A 19,442-nucleotide genomic window follows, 5' to 3' on the forward strand; every position below is an offset into this window, starting at 1 on the left:
TGCGCGAGGAAAGCCAGCGCCTGCAATCGGCCATCGACGCGATCCGCCAGGCCTATCTGACCCAGCAGCAGCGCGGCGCGATCAGTGGCGACACGAATTCGGTCGCCAAAAAGCTGGAAGAGATCGCCGAGACCACCAAGAAAACCGAAACCGCGCTGGCCACCTTCTCGACCATCCGGCGCGAGATGCGCAGCCACCCGGCGCCGCAGCCCGAACCGGCAGGCCCGCTGGAAGATCAGGGGCGGCTTGAGCTTGGCACCCCCGCCGAAGAGCTGTCCCCACCGCTGGAAACCAGCGATTTCATCCGCGCGCTGAATTTCCCCGAAACCGCCGAGGATGAGGCCGGCTTCACCGCCCTGCGCCGCGCATTGAAAGACCGCAACACCTCGCAAATGATCCAGGCCGCGCAGGACGTGCTGACACTGCTCAGCCAGGACGGCATCTATATGGACGATCTGCGCCCCGACATGGCCCGCCCGGAAGTCTGGCGCGCCTTCGCCACAGGCACCCGTGGCCGCGCTGTGGCCGGGCTGGGGGGCATCCGCGACCGCTCGTCGCTCGCGCTGACATCGGGGCGGATGAAACAGGATCCGATCTTCCGCGACGCCGCGCATCACTTCCTGCGCAAGTTCGACCGCATGCTGGCCGAGTTCGAGAAGACAGCAACCGATGCCGATATCCAGGCGCTTGGCGAAACCCGCACCGCGCGCGCCTTCATGCTGCTGGGCCGCGTGGCGGGCACGTTCGACTAAGCCCCGCCTGCCCCGGACCTGATCCGGGGCCTCCCCTTCGCGAACAGAGATCCCGGGTCAAGCCCGGGATGGGGCGGGCCCACATCAGACAGACCAAATAGTGTACGGGTTGTGCATGGGCCGTGCTCACTCTGTGCACACGTCATTCGGCGGCCTCACCCCTTCAGATCGTCGTGATCCGCCGCCACCGCCAACAGCATGTCCCGCATCAGATCAGGATCAGCGGCATGCACCCGGCTCCATGTCGCGATGAAGGGTGTTTCCGACGGATTATCCAGAAACACCTGCCCCGCCCGCATGATATTTTCTGCAAAAAGTTCAATGCTTTGCTCTTCCTTGTGGCGGTCGATACTCAGCCCGTTCATCGCCGCATCATTGTAATAGCTTTCCAGCAAATCGAGCGCAGTCCGGTAATAAGTGGCCTTCAGCGTGCGGAAAATATGGGTGGTAAACACCGTCCCATCCGCCGCCAATTTACGAAAAATCGCCTTACAAATATCCGTAGACATCCGGTTCAACCCGGTGGTCGCATCCTCCGCGCTCAGCTCCTGATGCTTGTGATCATAAGCGTCAGCAATCTCGACCTGGCAGACGGATTTCGGCGCCAGATTGCGCCAGGCTTCGGACAGCACACCGATCTCCAACCCCCAATCCGACGGGATCCGCAGATCGGGTAACATACTGGTCCGCATGGCAAATTCGCCGGATAGAGGATACCGGAACGACCGCAGGTAATCGATGTAATCGCGATCCCCAATCACCTTCTTCAACGCGATCAGCAAGGGGCTCACCAGCAACCGCGTCACCCGCCCGTTCATCGACCCATTGCCGATGCGCGGGTAATACCCTTTGGCCAGCTGATAGGGGAAATTCGGGTTCGCCACTGGATAGACCAACCGCGTCAGCATCTCGCGCTTGTAGGTGGTGATGTCGCAATCATGGATCGCCACCACGGCACTGTCCTGACACGCCATCAGATAGCCCAAACAGGTCCAGACGTTCTTGCCCTTGCCGGGCTCTGACGGATACAGCCCCATCTTTTCCAACCGCGCGCCAATCTCTTTCTGGCGGGGGCTGTCATTCCAGATCACCACGTGCTCCTGCGGCAGGCGCGAGAAATACTCGACCGCATGCGCAAACTGATCGCGGTCAGCCCTGTCCAGCCCGATGATGATGCGATGCAGATAGGGGACTTGGGCCAACTCCTTGACAATATTGTCCAAAGCCGGCGCCTCAAGCTCGGAATAAAGCGAGGGCAGGATCAGTGTGATCTTGCGGAACTGGGCAAAAGTGCTGACCGTATGCTCCATCAACTGAGGTGTCCCAGACCGCAGATTGTGCAGCGTCGCGATGTTTCCGTTCTGATGAAAATCCGCCAACTGGCGTCCCCCTTCTTAGTCTGTGACACCCAGCTCGGTAAGCAGGTCACCCAGCGCGGCGTTCCACCCCGCAGGCCCGGACAGTGCAGCCCGCAAGACCCGCGCCCCGCCATCCTCGGCCACCTCCACAGGATGTCCCTGCGCATTCGGCAAGACAATGGCGTAATCCGCCGCGCGCAGCATGTCCGCATCGTTCGGCGCATCCCCCAGCGAAATAGTCACCGACCGGCTCATTTCCGCTGTGATATGTGCCATCTGATCTGCCTTGGTGGCCCCAAAGCTCAGCGTCAGAAACCGGCCACCGTGCCTGGCGGTAATACCCTGGTAAGAAAGTTGTGCCAGAAATGCGTCGCGTTCGGTATCACTCCCGGTCCAGATCCCCGGCTCGGAAAATGCGCGCCGTGCCGCTAGCAGTGCCTGGTCCAGTGGCAGGCCCGTCACCTCGCTGATGCGCGCGGGTTCCATGTCGCCAAACCCTTCAAAGCATATGCGCAGGGGTGGATCCACCTTGTCCAACGCTTTGCGCAGGTCGGAATAGGGGCCTGCGATCTCATCTCCGGTCTCGCCCGGCGCAACCACACCCGCCCCGTTTTCGCAGATCAACGGGCAGGTCTCAAATCCCAGCTCGCGCCGCAGCGGAACCATCTCTGCCGCCGTTTTGGAACTGGCCAACACCAGAGGAATTCCCGCCCTGCGCAACCGGTCGAGCGTTGGTAATGCGGGCGCATAGTCATAGCTGGAATGGTCCAGCAATGTCCCGTCGAGATCGGTAAAAACGATCACGTCAGCGGCAGGATCAGAGAGGGCAGCATTTGCGGACACGCCTCGGGTGTGACGGCTTTTGCCTAGAATTTGAACATCTGAGCCGTCAATTTCCGCTTAAATGACAAGCAAAGTGCAAACTTCGCCCAATTATTAAGCACACAGCCGCCCCGTCTTTGGGTTCTCAAATATCCCGGGGAGCGCGAGGGGCAGCGCCCCTCGCAAGGCATCGCTTGCCAAGCGCAATCCGTCCGTGCAGCCTGACCCACACCCGACACAAGCAAAAGGCACCGCAACCATGAGCAGCTTCGACGAGGATCTCTTTCTGAAAGGGCTGGAAAAACGCAAAGCCACCCTGGGTGCCGAATATGTCGAAAACAGCCTGGCCAATGCCGATGATTTCACCCGACCCTTTCAGGAGGCGATGACAGCCTGGTGCTGGGGATTTGGCTGGGGTGACGATGTGATCGACGCCAAAACGCGCTCGATGATGAACCTGTCGATGATCGGCGCTTTGGGCAAAATGACCGAATGGGAATTGCACTGCCAGGGCGCGCTCAACAACGGCGTCACCGCCGAGGAAATCCGCGCGATCATCCACGTGATCGCGATCTATTGCGGCGTGCCGCAGGGCCTTGAATGCTTCCGCGCCGCGCGCAAAGTGCTGGAGGCTGAGGGCCGCCTCTAGGCCCGCTCAATCAAATTCGAAGCGCTGCGCCATATCCAGCATGCGCGCCGAAAAGCCCCATTCGTTGTCGTACCAGCCAAAGACGCGCAGTTGCTTGTCACCCACCTGCTTGGTCTCTGGCAGGGCCAAAATCACCGATTCAGGCCGCGCCCGCAGGTCCGACGACACATTGGGCCAGTCCGTCCAGCCCATCACTGGCGACGCCTCCGCCATTGCCCTCAGTGCCCCGACTACATCCTCCGGCAAGCTGCGCGCCTGCAACACAATATCCACCGCCGACACGCTCGCTGTCGGCACCCGCACCGCCGCCCCGGTGATCCGGCCCGCCAGATGGGGCAGCACATCGTCAATCAGCTGGGTCGCGCTTGTTGTGGTGGGCACCATCGACAATGCCCCCGCCCGGCTGCGCGCCAGATCATCGCGCGGCGCGTCGATCATCGGCTGGCTGCCGGTATAGCAATGGATCGTCGTCATATGCGCCGTCTCGATTCCCCAGGCGTCATCCATCGCCTTGATCAGCGGGGCCAGCGCATTGGTGGTGCATGATGCATTCGACACGATGCGATGCCCCGCCATCACCTCTTCATTCGCGCCCAGAACGGCGGTGACATCCGCTGCCGGGGACGGGCCAGAGATCAGAACCGCCTTCGCCCCTCGGTCCAACCCGCGCTCGGCCCAGTCGCGCGTCTTGGCCTTGCCGGTGCATTCCAACAGCAGATCCACCCCAGTGAGATCGACCATCAGGTCGGGCGAACGGCTGAAGGGGATGCGCGCACCGTTCAACACCAGAACATCGCCCTCCACATCGATCTGCCCGGGAAAGGGCCCGAAGACGGAATCAAACCGCAGCAGATAGGCCAGCGTCTCCAACGGCGCGATATCGTTCAGATGGGCAACCCGAAACGGGCTGTCCGCCCCCTGCATCGCGATCTGACGCAGGATCGTGCGGCCGATCCGGCCCAGCCCGTTGATGGCCAGCGTGATGGTGTCAGGCATAAATTCGACCTTCCGACAGAAAACGGGCAGACCCAATGCTAGGTCTGCCCGCTCCGATCTATGTCACGCTGCCCGCCGGGGCCAGCGCCAGTTTCTGCTCGCTTAGAAGTCCACCTTCGAGGCGACGCCTTTCGCCTGCGCCAGATCCACGGCCACACGCGCAACCGCTAGATCCTGCAGGCCAACGCCAGTGCCGTCAAAGACGGTGATCTCATCCGCGCTGGTCCGCCCTGCATGATCGCCGTTAATGACCGCGCCGATCTCGGTGATCTGACCCTCGGTCAGGGAACCGTCGGCAATCGCATGCTGCGCCTCGCCAATGGTGATCGACTGCGCGATCTCGTCGGTGAAGACGGTGGCACGGGCGAGGATGGGTGCATCGATCTCTTGCTTGCCCTTGGTGTCGGTGCCCATGGCCGCGATATGCGTGCCGGGTTTGACATGCGCATCCAACAGGGACGGCGCGAAGGACGAGGTGATCGAAATGATGACATCCGATTGCGCGCCCAACTCTTCCAGCGACACGGCCTCGAACGGCAGACCCAGCTCTGTCGCGGTGTCTTCCAGACGCGAGAGCATCTCGGGGTGGTAGTTCCAGCCCACGACCTTTTCGAAATTGCGCTGAGCGACAGCCGCGCGCATCTGGAAGGCCGATTGATGGCCCGCGCCGATCATGCCCAGCACCTTGGCGTCTTCGCGCGCCAGATGCTTGATCGACACGGCCGAAGCCGCAGCGGTGCGCAAAGCGGTCAGCAGGTTGCCACCTACCAGAGCCTTCACCTTGCCGGTATCGGCATCGAACAGGATCACGGTAGATTGGTGGTTGGTGAGACCCTTCGCCTCGTTCCCCGGCCAATAGCCGCCCGATTTCAGACCCAGCGCAAGGCTGTCGCGATCAAAGCCTGATTTGAAGCCGTAAAGCGCATCAGCATGGCCGATGGATTCGCGGATCACCGGGAAGTTATAGGCCGATTTGCGCGACATGGCGGCAAAGGTAGCCTCGACCGCGTCGAAGGCGATTTGCGGGGTGATAAGCCCCGCGATTTCGCCTTCGGGCACGATGGTGACGGCGCTGTCGGTCATGGCTCCGTCCAGTCCCATCAGTAGGCCCGCCCACGTGCCGAGACCGGCCAGACGGCTTCCACCTTGCCGTTCCGCACGCCGACATACCAGTCATGCACGTTGCAGGTCGGGTCGCAGTGGCCGGGCACCAGTTTCAGCTTGTCGTTCACCTTCAGAACGCCATCGGGGTCAGAGACCACGCCATGCTCGTCCGAGCATTTGACGTATTCCACGTCCGTCCGGCCATAGATCACCGGCAGGCCGCTATCGACGGATTGCGCCTTGAGGCCTGCGTCCACGATGGCTTTGTCGGCCTTCGCGTGGCTCATCACAGAGGCCAGCAGGAACAGCGCGTTTTCCCATTCGCCCTGGTCGATGCGCTTGCCGTCTTTGTCGAGGATGCGGCCATAGTCGGCATCCATGAAGGCATACGATCCACACTGCAGCTCGTTATACACACCCGAGTTCGACTCGAAGTAGTAAGAGCCCGTGCCGCCGCCGCCGACGATGTCACACTCCAGACCGTCCGCTTTCAGCGTGTCGACCGCGTCTTTCACCATGGCCACGGCGATGTCGATCTTGGCTTTGCGATCGTCATAGCTGTCCATGTGCTGCATCGCGCCCTGATAGGCTTGGATGCCGGCGAATTTCAGCCCTTCGGCTGCATCGATCGCCTTGGCGATTTCCACAACTTCCGGCGTGGTGGTCACACCGCAGCGGCCCGCGCCGCAGTCGATCTCCACCAGGCATTCGATTTCCGTGCCGTGCTTTTGCGCGGCTGCCGACAGATCGGCCACATTGGCCAGATCATCCACACAGCAGATGGTGCGTGCACCCAGTTTCGGCATGCGCGCCAGACGGTCGATCTTGGCCGGGTCGCGGACTTGGTTCGACACCAGCACGTCCTTGATGCCGCCGCGGGCGAAGACTTCGGCCTCGGACACCTTCTGGCAGCAGACGCCACAGGCTCCGCCCAGTTCGACCTGCAGCTTGGCCACATCAACCGATTTGTGCATCTTGCCGTGCACCCGGTGGCGCATGCCGTGGGCCTTGGCGTAGTCGCCCATTTTCTTGATGTTCCGCTCCAGCGAGTCCAGGTCGAGGACCAGCGCGGGTGTCTGGATGTCTGCCTCATCCATGCCCGGCAGTGCTGGGATGTCATAGCCGACTTCGTATTCGTCGAGGTTGGTCATATCTTTCATTTCTATCGCTCCCAATGTTTTAGGGGTGTGTCGGGCTGAAGCCCGGCCTACGGAATATGCGGTAGGGCGGGCTTCAGCCCGCCATCCACGGAAGTTTCGCCAGATCGACATTGCCGCCGGTGATGATCACGCCCACACGCTTGCCTGCGAAACGCTCCTTGTTCTTCAGGATCGTCGCCAATGGCACGGCGCAGCTGGGCTCCATTACGATCTTCATCCGCTGCCAGGTCAGTTTCATGGCGTCGATGATTTCCTGTTCCGAGGCGGTCAGGATGTCGGTCACGTGGTTCGACACGAAATGCCAGGTCAGCTCCTTCAGCGGCACTTTCAGACCATCGGCAATCGTCTGCGGCGCATCATCGGCGATGATGTGACCCGCCTTGAAGCTGCGATAGGCGTCGTCAGCCTGTTCGGGCTCGGACGCGATGATCTCAACTTCGGGCGCCATGTTCGACAGCGTCAGGCAGGTGCCCGAGATCATGCCGCCGCCACCAATGGGGGCCACCATCATGTCAACGCCGCCCGTCTGCTCCATGAACTCACGGCTACATGTCCCCTGCCCGGCGATCACGCGCGGGTCGTTATAGGGGTGCACGAATTCCGCGCCTGTCTTGGCCTGCACGTCAGCGAACACCTCTTCGCGTGAGCTGGTGGACGGCTCACATTCCGTGATGATCCCGCCATATCCACGAACGGCGGCTTTCTTGGCCTCCGGTGCCGTGCGCGGCATCACGACGTGGCACGGAATGCCCCGCCGCCCTGCGGCATAGCTTAAGCTGAGCGCGTGGTTGCCCGAGGAATGGGTCGCCACGCCACGTTCAGCCATCTCATCCGACAGACCGAACACCGCGTTCGATGCGCCACGGACCTTGAAGGCACCCGCTTTCTGGAAGTTCTCACACTTAAAGAACAGCTCGGCGCCTACTAGGTCGTTGAAATAGGACGAGGTCAGGACCGGCGTGCAATGAATAAACGGTTTGATCCGCTCATGCGCGTCCAGCATGTCCTGGAAGGTGGGGATGGTGGAAGGTGTCATGTCTTTCATTGTGCTGCCATCCTCTGGCTCGTGTTTCCGTGACGATAGATTTCCTGTGCCGCGGCCACGCCTGATCCCAACTGGATCGGCAGGCCCAGATCAGCCATCACCATTTCAGCCGTGGCAATGCCCGACAGCGCCATAGCGTCTGTCAGCGATCCCAGGTGACCGATGCGGAACACCTTGCCCGCCACGTCGCCTAGGCCGGTGCCGAACGCCATGCCGTATTCCTGCGCGGCGCGCGCAACGATGTCAGAGGCGTTGAACCCCTCGGGCGTACGAATGGCCGTAACAGTGTTCGAATAAAGATCCGGGCTGACCGCGCAGGGTTTCATGCCCCAGGCAAAGGTCGCGGCGCGCACACCTTCGGCGATGCGGGCATGGCGCGCAAACACATTGTCCAGACCTTCGCCCAACAACATCTCGGTTGCCAACTTCAGGCCATTCATCAGGCCCACGGCAGGTGTGTAGGGGTAAGCATTGGCCGCATAGCCGTTGCGCATGTCGTCAATCGACCAGAAGGTGCGCGGCAGGCTGTTGGTTTTCGACGCGGCCACCGCCTTTTCGGAAAAGCCCACGATGGCCAGACCGGCAGGCAGCATAAAGCCCTTCTGAGAGCCGGTCACCGCCACGTCCACGCCCCAGTCGTCAAACTGGAAATCCATCGACCCGATGGAGCTCACGCCGTCCACCAGCAAAAGCGCGCCATGACCCGCCGCATCCATCGCGCGGCGCAAACCGCCCACGTCAGACACAACACCAGTGGCGGTTTCGTTATGCGTGGCCAGAACAGCCTTGATCTCACCAGCGGTATCGTCGCGCAGGATCTCTTCGAAGGTGGCCACAGGCAGACCCTCGCCCCAGGTGACATCCACCTGACGCACCTTCAGGCCAAAGCGCTGGCACATGTCGATCCATTTGTGGCTGAACATCCCGTTGCGCGCCGCCAAAACGGTATCGCCCGGGTTCAGCGTGTTGCTCAGCGCCGTTTCCCAGCCGCCAGTGCCCGACGCGGGAAAGATGAAAGTTTCACCCTTGGTTTGCTTCATGACCGCGCGCACACCGTCCAAAGCGGGGTGCAGAATGGTGGCAAACAGCGGCGACCGGTGGTCGATCGTCGGCATGTCGCACGCCTTGCGGATCACTTCGGGAATATTGGTCGGGCCTGGAATAAAAACCGGGTTCTGAAAACTCATCGCGTCCTCCGTCGCTTGGGTTGACGCTTTATGAGGGCATCCTGCCGCGCGCTCAATTTTTTTGAAAAAGTTTTTCAAAACCGGGAAAGATTAAAAAATGTCTTGATTACAGTGCCTTATATTTTTCATAATATGAAAAACTTTTTCATAAAGGAATCGCAATGGCGGAAGAGCCCCCTCAGATCGCAGAATCGCGCCGTGCCCGGGGCCGTCCGCGCGACTGGCATGACAAGACCGCGCAGAACACGATCAAGTCGCTGGACCGCGCGCTGGAAGTCCTTGAAACCCTGTCGGACATGGGCGGCGCGACCCTGTCGGAACTCGCAGCCGAAGCCGACCAATCCCCTGCCACCGTCTACCGCGTGCTGATCACGCTGGAAGGCCGCGGCATGGTCGAATTCAACCCCACCGAACAGCTTTGGAATATTGGCGCGCGCGCCTTCCTGATCGGATCCCGCTTTCTGCGGCGGACCAATCTGGTTGAACGGGCGCGCCCCATCCTGCGTCAGTTGATGGAGGCCACAGGCGAAACCGCCAATCTGGGGATGGAGCGCGCGGGACAGGTTCTGTTTCTCAGCCAGGTCGAGACCCATGCCTCCATCCGTGCGTTCTTTCCTCCCGGCACGCTCTCGCCCATGCATTCTTCAGGCATTGGCAAGGCGTTGATGGCGCAGCTCAGCGATGCGCGGCTGGATGGCATAATTGCCGAACATGGGCTGGATCAATTCACGCCTCACACGCTGACCGATCCTGACATGCTGAAAGCCGATCTGGCCGCCACGCGCGACCGCGGATATTCCATCGATGCAGAAGAACGGAACGAAGGCATGCGCTGCGTCGCGGCCCCCGTCTTTGATGCCTATGGCGATGTGGTGGCCGGCATTTCCGTCTCTGGCCCGTCCAGCCGGATTGTCGATCACATGATCGCGGGCTTCGGCGAACAAGTCTCCCAAGCGGCAGCTGACCTGTCGCGGGCCATCGGTGCGGATCGGCCATGAATTAGATAACCCCAAGGGCTTGCCAAGCGGGGCTTTTTCCGGCCCCATCCCAGACAGGACGAGGGGGGCATCATGGCCAAGGCAAAGAATATCCTGTTCATCATGTTCGATCAGCTGCGCTGGGATTACCTCAGCTGCTATGGCCATCCCCATCTGGAAACGCCCCATATCGACCGGCTCGCGGCGATGGGTGTCCGCTTTACCCGCGCTTACATCCAGTCGCCCATCTGCGGCGCCTCGCGCATGTCGACCTATACCGGGCGCTATGTGCATTCCCATGGCGCGTCGTGGAACAACATCCCGCTGAAAGTGGGGGAAATGACGATGGGCGATCATTTGCGCCGCGCAGGCATGGATTGCTGGCTGGTAGGCAAGACCCATATGGCGGCTGACGCCGAAGGTATGGCGCGTCTGGGGCTGGAGCCTGACAGCATCATCGGCGCCCGCGTGGCGGAATGCGGCTTTGACGTCTTTGAGCGTGACGACGGCATGCTGCCCGAAGGGCCGGATGGATCCTATGACCCCGATGGCGCGAAGGAATACAATAAATACCTGCAATCCAAGGGCTATGACAGCGACAACCCCTGGCATGACTTTGCCAATTCCGCCCTCGATGACGATGGCAATGTCCTGTCGGGCTGGTTCCTCAAAAACTCACCCATGGCCGCCAATATCGAGGAATCCGACAGCGAGACCCCCTATATGACCCGCCGCGGCATGGAGTTCATCGAACAGGCAGGCGACGCCCCCTGGTGCCTGCACCTCAGCTATATCAAGCCGCACTGGCCTTACATCGTGCCCGAGCCCTATTGTGATATGTACGGGCCCAATCAGGTGCTCCCGCCGGTACGCGCGCAAGCCGAATTCGACAATGCCCACCCGGTCCTCAAGGCCTTCATGACCACCAAGATCGGCGAAAGCTTCTCCCAGCAACATGTGCGCGAGGCGGTGATCCCCGCCTATATGGGGCTGATCAAGCAATGCGATGATCAGATGGGTGTCCTCTTCGACTGGCTGGAGAAAACCGGCCGGATGGAGGACACCATGATCGTGCTGACCTCCGATCACGGGGACTACCTTGGCGATCACTGGATGGGCGAAAAGACCTTCTTCCACGACACCTCAACCAAGGTGCCACTGATCATCTACGATCCCTCGGAACAGGCCGACGCCACACGCGGAACGACCTGCGACGCGCTGGTGGAATCCATCGACCTGGCCCCAACCTTTGTCGAGCTGGCCGGTGCAAAGCCCGCCGATCACATCCTTGAAGGCGAAAGCCTGATGCCCATCCTGCACGGCTCAGCCAGAGCCACGAAACGCGACTATGTGATCTGCGAATACGATTACTCCGGATCGCCTCTGTCACCCAAACTGAACGTGGATGTGCGCGATGCGGTGATGTTCATGATCGCCACGGAAGAGTGGAAACTGATCCATTGCGAAGGCGGCTACCGGCCCATCCTGTTTGACCTGAGAAATGACCCCGATGAGCTGACCGACCTCGGCGACAGCCCGGATCATCAACCCATCATCGACCAGATGTATGACAAGCTTTTTGCCTGGGCGCGCCGCCCCTCCCAGCGCACCACTCGGTCCAAGGACCAGCTGATCGCAATGCGCGGGAAGTCGGGCCGCAAGGGGATCGTGCTGGGTGTCTATGACGAAGATGACGCCAGCCCTGAGACCACCGTGAAATACCGTGGCCGCAAGGCCCCCCATTGGACCAACCGTCACGGCAACCCCGTCCGCACCTCCGACGACTGATCCTGCCGACCGGGCGCGTTCCCTGCTTCTTTCTGGCTCCAAATACCCCCGGGGGTTTGGGGGCAGCGCCCCCAAGCGGCCTCACCCCTCGGCGTGATGGCAGGCCACGCGGGTGGTGCCGACATACCGCAGCTCGGGTCGCTTCTGTTTACAAACGTCCGTCGCCAGCGGGCAGCGTGGGTGGAACGCACATCCAGTGGGCGGGTTGATCGGATCGGGGATTTCGCCCTTGGGCGGTTCGACCTCTCGCCCGATCTGATCCATGCGCGGGGCGGCGGCCAACAGCATCTGAGTGTAGGGATGCTTGGGCGTGGTAAACAGCGCATCGGGATCCGCCTCTTCCACCAGACGACCCAGATAGAGCACGCCGATGACATCCGCCATGTGCCGCACAACGGTCAGATCATGGCTGATGAACAGATAGGTCAGGCCCAGATCATCCTTCAGATCCGACATCAGGTTCAGCACCTGCGCCTGTACCGACACATCCAGCGCCGAGGTCGGCTCGTCACACACAATCAGCTTGGGGTTCGACGCCAGTGCGCGGGCGACACCGATCCGTTGCCGCTGTCCGCCGGAAAACTCATGCGGAAATTTCTGCGCGTCTTCGGCGGCAAGGCCCACCTGCTCCAACAATTTGGCGGCCAGCCCCGTCGCATCGCCACCGCGCGCGACCACCGGTTCGGTGATGATATCGCCCACCCGCCAGCGCGGATTGAGCGAGGCATAGGGGTCCTGAAAGATCATCTGAATATCAGACCGGATCTGATCCACGGTCTTGGCATCGCTCTCCGCCGCCAGGTTCACGCCGCGGATCTCAACCTCTCCCTCCGAGGGGCGCAGCAGCCCAACCAGCATCTTCCCGATGGTGGATTTGCCCGACCCGCTTTCGCCGACCAGCGCATAGACGGTGTTTTCCTCGACCTCGAAAGACACATCCGACACTGCCGTCAGCAAACGTTTGGGTTCATTCTCCAACACCCGGTTCAGCCAAGGCTTAGACACATCGAAGACCCGCGTCAGGTTGCGGATGGAAACAAGCGTGCTCATGCGCTCACCTCCTGGCTCACCGGGAACCAGCAGGCAGCGCGTCCTCCGGTGGCGTCCAGCGTGGGCCCGGGATTCTGGCGGCATTCCGCGTCGGCCTTGGGGCAGCGCGGGTGAAAAGCGCAGCCATCGGGCAGGCTTCCCAGGCGTGGCATCGATCCAGGGATTTGCCGCAGCCGTTCCTTGCCGGCGGAGGCCATGGGCATCGATCCCACCAGCCCGTCTGTATAGGGGTGGCGCGGGGCGTTAAGCACCTGTTCAACCGGCCCAAGCTCGGCCAGACGTCCGGCATACATCACCGCCACGCGGTCGGCGGCTTCGGCGATCACACCCATGTCGTGGGTCACCAAAATGACCGAGGTGCCGCGTTCCCGGCAAAGCCGCTTCAGAAGCGCAATGATCTGCGCCTGCACCGACACATCCAAGGCCGTTGTCGGTTCGTCCGCAATGACCAGCGACGGCTCGGCACAAAGCGCCAGCGCAATCACTACCCTCTGCCGCATACCACCCGAGAATTCATGCGGGTATGATCCCAGCCGTTCGGCGGCGGCGGGAATGCCCACCTCTTCCAGCGCCTGCAAGGCGCGTTTGCGCGCCTCGGCCCGGGACACGGGCAGGTGTTCGAGGATGGTTTCCTCAAGCTGGTCGCCGATGCGCAAAAGCGGGTTCAGCGAGGTCAGCGGATCCTGAAAGATCATGCCGATCTCCTTGCCCCGCACCTTGCGCATCTGGTCTGCGCGCAGGTTGTCGATGCGTTTGCCTTTCAGCCAGATCTCGCCCCCCGCGATATGGGCGGGACGGTCCAGCAGGCCGATCACCGCGTTACCGGTCATGGATTTGCCCGCGCCAGATTCCCCCACAACGCCCAGGATCTCTCCCGGTGCGATGTCATAGGACACATCGTCGACAGGCCGCAGCACGGCGCGGCGGGTGGGGATTTCAACAACAAGGTTTTTGACGGAAAGAACAGGATCGGTCATCTGAGCCTCGGGTTCAGGGCGTCGCGCAGCCAGTCGCCCAGCAGGTTCACCGACAGGGCAAGCGCAAGAAGGGTGGCCGCCGGGAACAGCAGGATCCACCACTCCCCTGAGAAGAGGAAACCCTGACCAATGCGGATCAGCGTGCCCAGCGACGGCTGCGTGGGTGGCGCGCCGACGCCAAGGAAGCTGAGCGTCGCCTCGGCGATGATCGCCAGCGCGAGGGAGATCGTGGCAATCACCAGCACAGGCGACAAAACGTTGGGCAGGATGTGTTTCAGCATGATCGCCGGGCCGGTGCGCCCGATCATCTTGGCCGCCTGCACATATTCCTTGTTCTTTTCCACCAGGGTGGCACCGCGCACGACGCGCGCGAACTGCACCCAGTCGGACAGGCCAATGGCCACGATCAGGACCCAGATCGCCATCTGGTCGCGGTATTCCACCGGCGTGAAGCCCTTGGCCACACCAAAGATCAGCATGGCCACAAGGATCGACGGGAAGGTCAGCTGGATATCGGCGATCCGCATGATCAGCGTCTCGATCCAGCCGCCGACATAGCCCGCGATCAGCCCCAAAAGCACACCGAGCACCATCGCGAACAGCACCGCCGCAAAGCCCACGAACAGCGAAATGCGCATGCCGTAAAGGATAGTGGAGAACACGTCCCGGCCTTGGTCATCAGTACCCAGCAGGAACGTGTCACCAGTAAACGCATTGGGCGTCGAGGGCGGCGTGAAACCGTTCATCAGGTTCAATGACGCCGGGTTGAATGGGTCATAAGGCGCAATCAGCGGAGCTAAGAGAGCCGCCAGCACAAGCAGAGCCACCACCGCGAAAGAGATGATGGCCACCGGGGACCGGCGGAACATATAGAAGAAGTCCGACGAAAAGAATTCACCCAGACGGGAGCGGCGCGGGGCCTGGGCCCGGCCCTTGATATCAACCAGTTCGTCGGTCATCAGTGCCTCCCATCCACGCGCAGGCGCGGGTCGATTGCAAAGTAAAGCAGGTCAACGATCAGGTTGATCGCCACGAACATCACCGAAATCAGCATCAGGTAGGCCGCCATCACCGGGATATCGACGAACTGCACCGCGTTGATGAACAAAAGCCCCACACCCGGCCATTGGAACACCGTCTCGGTGATGATCGCAAAGGCGATGATGGAGCCCAGCTGCAGGCCCGTCACCGTGATCACCGGCACCAGCGTGTTCTTGATCGCATGGCGGAAATTCACCGCGCGTTCGCGCAGGCCGCGGGCACGGGCGAAGCGGATGTAATCCTGCCGCAGCACCTCCAGCATTTCCGAGCGCACCAACCGCATGATCAGCGTCATCTGATAAAGACCCAGCGTGATCGACGGCAGGATCAGCGCCATTAGTCCCGACTTGGTCAGAAATCCGGTGGACCACCAGCCCACATCAACCACGTCTCCCCTGCCGAAACTGGGCAGCATGTCCAATTCCACCGAAAAGACATAGATCAGCAATATGCCGATCAGGAAGGTCGGAAGGGAAACCCCGATCAGTGACAGCGTCATGATGGCGTTGGCCGCCACCCCGTTTCGTCGGATCGCGGTGAAGACGCCCAAAATAATCCCAAGCGTGATCGCGAACAGCCCCGAAACCGCAGCCAGCTCCAGCGTGGCAGGGGCGCGTTCGGCGATGATATCGGCCACAGGGCGGCCCTGCCTGTACGACACGCCGAAATTGCCCTGAACCGCGCCTTGCAGAAACTTGAAATACTGCACCGGGAAGGGCTGATCCAAACCCAGCTGCGTGCGCAGTCGGTCGATATCGGCCTGCGTGCGTTCCTGCCCCAGCATGTTGTCGACCGGGTCGCCGACAAAACGGAACATGGAAAACGCCACCAGACCCACGACAAGCAGGACCAGAAGCGACTGGAAAACACGCCTGAGAACAAAGGCCAGCATGGCACACCCACCCCTTGATGATGGCGGCTCTTTTGCGTTACCGAGACCCGCCGGTCAAGGGCGGCAGGTCCAGTTCATCACTTGACCTGCGGGGAACTGCAGTGACCCTGCCTGGGATTTCATCAACCAGGGGAGATTGCGGGAGGGACACTGGGCTCACGACATCTTGGCATGGGAATTTCCGCGCCGTTCAGGCCTGCTTCAGTATCGAAGCTGCCGACGCTTGAGTTGATCCAGCGTGTATTTCCCCGCCACCGGCCCCGCCAGACCCGGCACATATCGCGGATCCCAGGGCAGGCATTTCGGTCCGCAGATCAACCGCACCTCGCCCGTGCGGCCATTAATATACCAGAACCGCCCACCGGGGGTCGAGATATAGCCGCTGGTTCCCGTGGTCATGTCCGCCAGCACATCAAGGACCGAGGGCACCTCGTTATCGAAACGCTCCAGAAAGGCGCCATGGGTGTGGAAGGTGGCCACCACCCGCGTCCCGGCGGGCGCATTGGGATAGCGGCAGCGTGCGCGCGACCCGCGGGCGGCAGGGCTAACGACAAGACGGCCCGCCTGGTCTTTGCCGATCACTCCGCAAAATTCACGGTTGCCCCGGATCGACTCTGCCTGCAGCGCGCGCAGCGTCTGGCGGGCCAGGTCCAGCTCGACCCGCGATTGGGCCTGGGCCGGGGCAGCCAGGGCAAGGGCAACAAAAAGGGTCAGATAGCGCCAGATCATGTTGCCAAGGCTACGCCTTGCGGAAGGGGGCGACAAGCAGCAAGAGCCATCTACGCGCAATCGTGAGGGGATGCACCGGGGGCAGAACGAAAGCGCCCCGGCGGGGTATACCGACCGGGGCGCGCGCTTGGCTTTTGCCAGGGGCAGATCAGCCGCCCATGGTGAAGTATTTGAACTTGGCCGTGTCGTCAGGCGCGACGATGGTGCCCACGTTCGACTTCATGCCCCAGTTCAGCACCTGGTGGTGGATCGGGATATACAGCTGATCTTCCTGAACGGTTTGCCAGATGGTGTTGATCATCTCGTTCCGCTTGGGCAGGTCGGTTTCCGATGCCAGCGCCACGATCATCGCATCCAGCTCCGGGTTGGAGTAGCGTGTGCCGTTCCACGAGCCGTACTTCTCACCCTTGGTGTGGACCAGGAAGTTGAAGATATATTCGGAATCGTAGGTCGGAACGCCCCAGCCCAGCATGTAGAAATCCGTTTCCAGATTGTTGATCAGCGGGAAGTGCTGCGCCTTGGGCTTGGCATCCAGGTTCACGGTCACGCCGATCTGCGCCAGCATGCCAACAGCCGCCTGACAGATCGCTTCATCGTTGATGTAGCGGTCATTCGGGCAATCCAGCTGGATCGAGAAGCCGTTGCCATAGCCCGCTTCTTCCATCAGCGCCTTGGCCGCTTCGATATCGGTGGTGGACGAGCTGTCCATCGCCTCGTTCCAGCCGTTCACGAAGGGCGGTGCGATCATGCCAGCCGGGGCCGACTGGCCGCGCATCACGACCTGTTGGATCGCGTCGCGGTTAATCGCCATCGACATGGCCTTGCGCACGCGCACATCGGCCAGCGGGTTGGCGCCTTCGACATTGTCATTGGCCAGATCCGCGTCGCCCATGTTCATCCCAAAGAAGATCACGCGGTTCTGCGGCGCGGTGCGCACGTCCAGACCATCGGCTGCGGCAACGCGCTGAAGGTCCTGCACCGGCACGTCCTGGATGAAGTCGACCTCACCCGACAGAAGGGCTGCGACACGGGTCGCCGCGTTCTGGATGGGCGTGTATTCGATCCGGGTCACTTCCAGGGGGAATTCATCCTTGCCCCAGTAGTTCTCGTTGATCTCAAGCACGGTGCGCACGTCAGGCTCGCGGCTGATCAGCTTGTAGGGGCCGGTGCCGTTGGCGTTCTTGGCGGCATAGGTGTCTTCACCACCCTCGTAATCCTGCACCTTCACGGCATTGTTCGCCTCGGCCCAGCCTTTGTCCATGATGAACATGTTGGTCAGGTTGTTGGGCATGATCGGGTTCGGACCATCGGTGACGATCTCGACCGTATACTTGTCAGGCGCGCGCACCTCGGTGACCGAGGCCAGCAGCTCCTTATAGTCGCTGTCAGGCGTCATCGCGCGGTTCAGCGAGAAGACGACGTCTTCGCTGTCGAACTCGGCGCCGTCATGGAAGGTGACGCCTTCGCGCAGTTTGAAGGTCCAGACATTGGGGTCAGATTCCGACGGACCCCATTCCGTGGCCAGTGCCGGCACGATGGCGCCGGTCATGTCGCGCATCACCAGAGGCTCCATGATCTGATGTCCCAGAGCCGAAGTGGGCCCTTCGTTCTGGGCATGCGGATCCAGTGTCAGCGCGTCACCGGCACGCGCCCATTTCAGCGTCTCGGCCTGAACGGCGGGTGCGACAAGCGCCATCGCCGTGGCTGCATAAAGCAGTGTTCTGATCATTTTCGTGATCTCCCCGTTTTGGTTTTTGTGGGATGCATCTTACTGCGTCACCTGCGCGTAAGAAAGACGAATGCGTCGCGCTTTTTCAACCGATTGGTCAAAACATGACGCATGGTCAGGCGATTTTTCGGGGGATCTGCCGCAGGAATCAGCGTTCTTTCGCGCTGCCATCCTGCTTGATCACGTTGAAAAGCGCCGCTTGTGAGCGTGTGCCATCAATCTCGAACCGGGGGCCGACTGGCACGGCGCCCAGTTCCAGCCGACGCAACCAGCGGGACCAGACCGCGGGCACAATGCCGATCACATGGGTGGCGCCCTGCACGCGCGCGGCGCTGGCGAAGTTTTCCATCAGCACGGTCTGAACCGCCAAACGGCGTTCGGCAGGCACTGCATCGGTTATAAACAGCCGCGTCGCCTCGAGTATACGGTCCTCCACCGGGGCTTCGAAGAACAGCACATCGGTGGGAATGCCTTCCAGCAGACCCAGTTGCGCATCGCGCAGCATATAACTGTGCATGCCGACCTTGGCCGTTGTGGGGGACAGGCGGACGCCGCCCAGGATCTCTCCGTATTCATGGATCACGACCCAGCGCGCATAGGGCGTGTCGTATTGGTCGAACTCCATCCCGTCAGAAATCGGCAGGTTCCATTTCAGACGATCGACAAACACCTCTTTGCGAGCGCGCATGAACGCACCCCACAAATCGCCATAGCGGTGCATATTGGCAAAGGACAGGACCGTGGCGCGCACATGCGTGGCCGCGTTCCGATCAACCGGCTCGGATACAATCCGAAGCTTGGAGCGCACGGTATGCTTCGCCGCCTGAACGGCGGTCGGTTTTTCGGCCGGCTCCAATTCCGGAAATATGGACGACGACGGCACAGCCGTCCCCGCCATCCGCGTGATCTGCATCCCTTGCCTCGGGTTGTTGTCTTTTTAACAACCATAAGCCGAATAGCAGGGTGCACGTCCACCGTCGCCTTGCCGCAATGTTGACAAAAAATTAACCAAATCGAAACATGTTGCGGGCGGGGCACACAGACAAAAAAATTCTGATGCCAATGCGCGTCAGTCGCGTTCGATTTGCGTTAACCTTTCGCTATTCAACGTCAAGTAGAACCCGTTTTCCGATGAAAATTGAGGCGTTTGCCAGGAAAACTTGACCCAAGGGCAAGGCTTTCAAAC

The 19,442-nt window shown here is 61.1% G+C and carries 18 protein-coding genes; 4 read left to right on the forward strand and 14 right to left on the reverse strand.

Features of this window, described 5'->3' with window-relative positions:
• The coding region (locus tag TR61_RS05870) for a hypothetical protein (RefSeq protein WP_050928976.1) at positions 1-752 on the forward strand (752 nt) is incomplete at its 5' end.
• 155 nt (positions 753-907) lie between these two features.
• On the opposite strand, the gene TR61_RS05875 is transcribed toward TR61_RS05870, so the two are convergent.
• Together TR61_RS05875 and TR61_RS05880 are read right to left on the reverse strand one after the other, a co-directional pair.
• Positions 908-2,131, reverse strand: coding sequence for a glycosyltransferase family protein (locus TR61_RS05875; protein ID WP_050928977.1), 1,224 nt, complete (start codon positions 2,129-2,131; stop codon positions 908-910).
• 15 nt (positions 2,132-2,146) lie between these two features.
• Complete coding sequence (locus tag TR61_RS05880; RefSeq protein ID WP_082181867.1) at positions 2,147-2,914, reverse strand: HAD-IIB family hydrolase; 768 nt, start codon at positions 2,912-2,914, stop codon at positions 2,147-2,149.
• A gap of 277 nt (positions 2,915-3,191) precedes the next feature.
• On the opposite strand from TR61_RS05880, the gene TR61_RS05885 reads away from it, so the two are divergent.
• Entirely contained in the window at positions 3,192-3,581 is a 390-nt protein-coding gene (locus TR61_RS05885) for a carboxymuconolactone decarboxylase family protein (RefSeq protein ID WP_050928979.1), read from the forward strand.
• Positions 3,582-3,587: 6 nt separating this feature from the next.
• Here the strand turns inward: TR61_RS05885 and TR61_RS05890 are convergent, their stop codons facing one another.
• From TR61_RS05890 to bhcA, 5 genes are all read right to left on the reverse strand, one after another.
• Complete coding sequence (locus TR61_RS05890; protein WP_082181859.1) at positions 3,588-4,577, reverse strand: type I glyceraldehyde-3-phosphate dehydrogenase; 990 nt, start codon at positions 4,575-4,577, stop codon at positions 3,588-3,590.
• 102 nt (positions 4,578-4,679) lie between these two features.
• Complete coding sequence (gene bhcD, locus TR61_RS05895) at positions 4,680-5,678, reverse strand: iminosuccinate reductase BhcD (protein ID WP_245626828.1); 999 nt, start codon at positions 5,676-5,678, stop codon at positions 4,680-4,682.
• Positions 5,678-6,841, reverse strand: a complete 1,164-nt coding sequence (bhcC, locus tag TR61_RS05900) for a 3-hydroxy-D-aspartate aldolase BhcC (RefSeq protein WP_050928980.1) — start codon at positions 6,839-6,841, stop codon at positions 5,678-5,680. Before bhcC ends, bhcD begins: the two co-directional genes overlap by 1 nt.
• A gap of 73 nt (positions 6,842-6,914) precedes the next feature.
• Positions 6,915-7,886, reverse strand: a complete 972-nt coding sequence (bhcB, locus tag TR61_RS05905; RefSeq protein WP_050928981.1) for a beta-hydroxyaspartate dehydratase BhcB — start codon at positions 7,884-7,886, stop codon at positions 6,915-6,917.
• Positions 7,883-9,073, reverse strand: a complete 1,191-nt coding sequence (gene bhcA / locus TR61_RS05910) for an L-aspartate--glyoxylate aminotransferase BhcA (RefSeq protein WP_050928982.1) — start codon at positions 9,071-9,073, stop codon at positions 7,883-7,885. The genes bhcB and bhcA overlap by 4 nt, the downstream gene beginning before the upstream one ends.
• A 161-nt stretch (positions 9,074-9,234) precedes the next feature.
• Here bhcA and bhcR point away from each other — a divergent pair, with 161 nt between their 5' ends.
• Together bhcR and TR61_RS05920 are read left to right on the forward strand one after the other, a co-directional pair.
• Complete coding sequence (gene bhcR, locus TR61_RS05915; RefSeq protein ID WP_050928983.1) at positions 9,235-10,071, forward strand: HTH-type transcriptional regulator BhcR; 837 nt, start codon at positions 9,235-9,237, stop codon at positions 10,069-10,071.
• Positions 10,072-10,143: 72 nt separating this feature from the next.
• Positions 10,144-11,838 carry a sulfatase-like hydrolase/transferase gene (locus TR61_RS05920; protein WP_050928984.1) on the forward strand — a complete coding sequence of 565 codons (1,695 nt, stop codon included), beginning with the start codon at positions 10,144-10,146 and terminating at the stop codon, positions 11,836-11,838.
• 81 nt (positions 11,839-11,919) lie between these two features.
• On the opposite strand, the gene TR61_RS05925 is transcribed toward TR61_RS05920, so the two are convergent.
• From TR61_RS05925 to TR61_RS05955, 7 genes are all read right to left on the reverse strand, one after another.
• The gene (locus TR61_RS05925) at positions 11,920-12,888 is read right to left on the reverse strand and encodes an ABC transporter ATP-binding protein (RefSeq protein WP_050928985.1); all 969 of its coding nucleotides are present in this window, start codon (positions 12,886-12,888) and stop codon (positions 11,920-11,922) included.
• Positions 12,885-13,865, reverse strand: a complete 981-nt coding sequence (locus TR61_RS05930; RefSeq protein WP_050928986.1) for an ABC transporter ATP-binding protein — start codon at positions 13,863-13,865, stop codon at positions 12,885-12,887. Before TR61_RS05930 ends, TR61_RS05925 begins: the two co-directional genes overlap by 4 nt.
• Positions 13,862-14,824, reverse strand: a complete 963-nt coding sequence (locus TR61_RS05935) for an ABC transporter permease (RefSeq protein WP_050928987.1) — start codon at positions 14,822-14,824, stop codon at positions 13,862-13,864. Before TR61_RS05935 ends, TR61_RS05930 begins: the two co-directional genes overlap by 4 nt.
• Positions 14,824-15,798, reverse strand: coding sequence for an ABC transporter permease (locus TR61_RS05940; protein WP_050928988.1), 975 nt, complete (start codon positions 15,796-15,798; stop codon positions 14,824-14,826). The genes TR61_RS05935 and TR61_RS05940 overlap by 1 nt, the downstream gene beginning before the upstream one ends.
• A 201-nt stretch (positions 15,799-15,999) precedes the next feature.
• A complete protein-coding gene (locus TR61_RS05945) occupies positions 16,000-16,527 on the reverse strand; it encodes a DUF4329 domain-containing protein (RefSeq protein WP_050928989.1) in 528 nt (175 codons plus the stop codon).
• Positions 16,528-16,675: 148 nt separating this feature from the next.
• Positions 16,676-18,256 carry an ABC transporter substrate-binding protein gene (locus TR61_RS05950; protein ID WP_050928990.1) on the reverse strand — a complete coding sequence of 527 codons (1,581 nt, stop codon included), beginning with the start codon at positions 18,254-18,256 and terminating at the stop codon, positions 16,676-16,678.
• A 148-nt stretch (positions 18,257-18,404) separates the two neighbouring features.
• The gene (locus tag TR61_RS05955; protein WP_082181860.1) at positions 18,405-19,169 is read right to left on the reverse strand and encodes an acyl-homoserine-lactone synthase; all 765 of its coding nucleotides are present in this window, start codon (positions 19,167-19,169) and stop codon (positions 18,405-18,407) included.
• Positions 19,170-19,442 lie beyond the last annotated feature (273 nt).

Origin of the sequence: Aestuariivita boseongensis (genome assembly GCF_001262635.1) — a bacterium.
Lineage (GTDB): Bacteria > Pseudomonadota > Alphaproteobacteria > Rhodobacterales > Rhodobacteraceae > Aestuariivita > Aestuariivita boseongensis.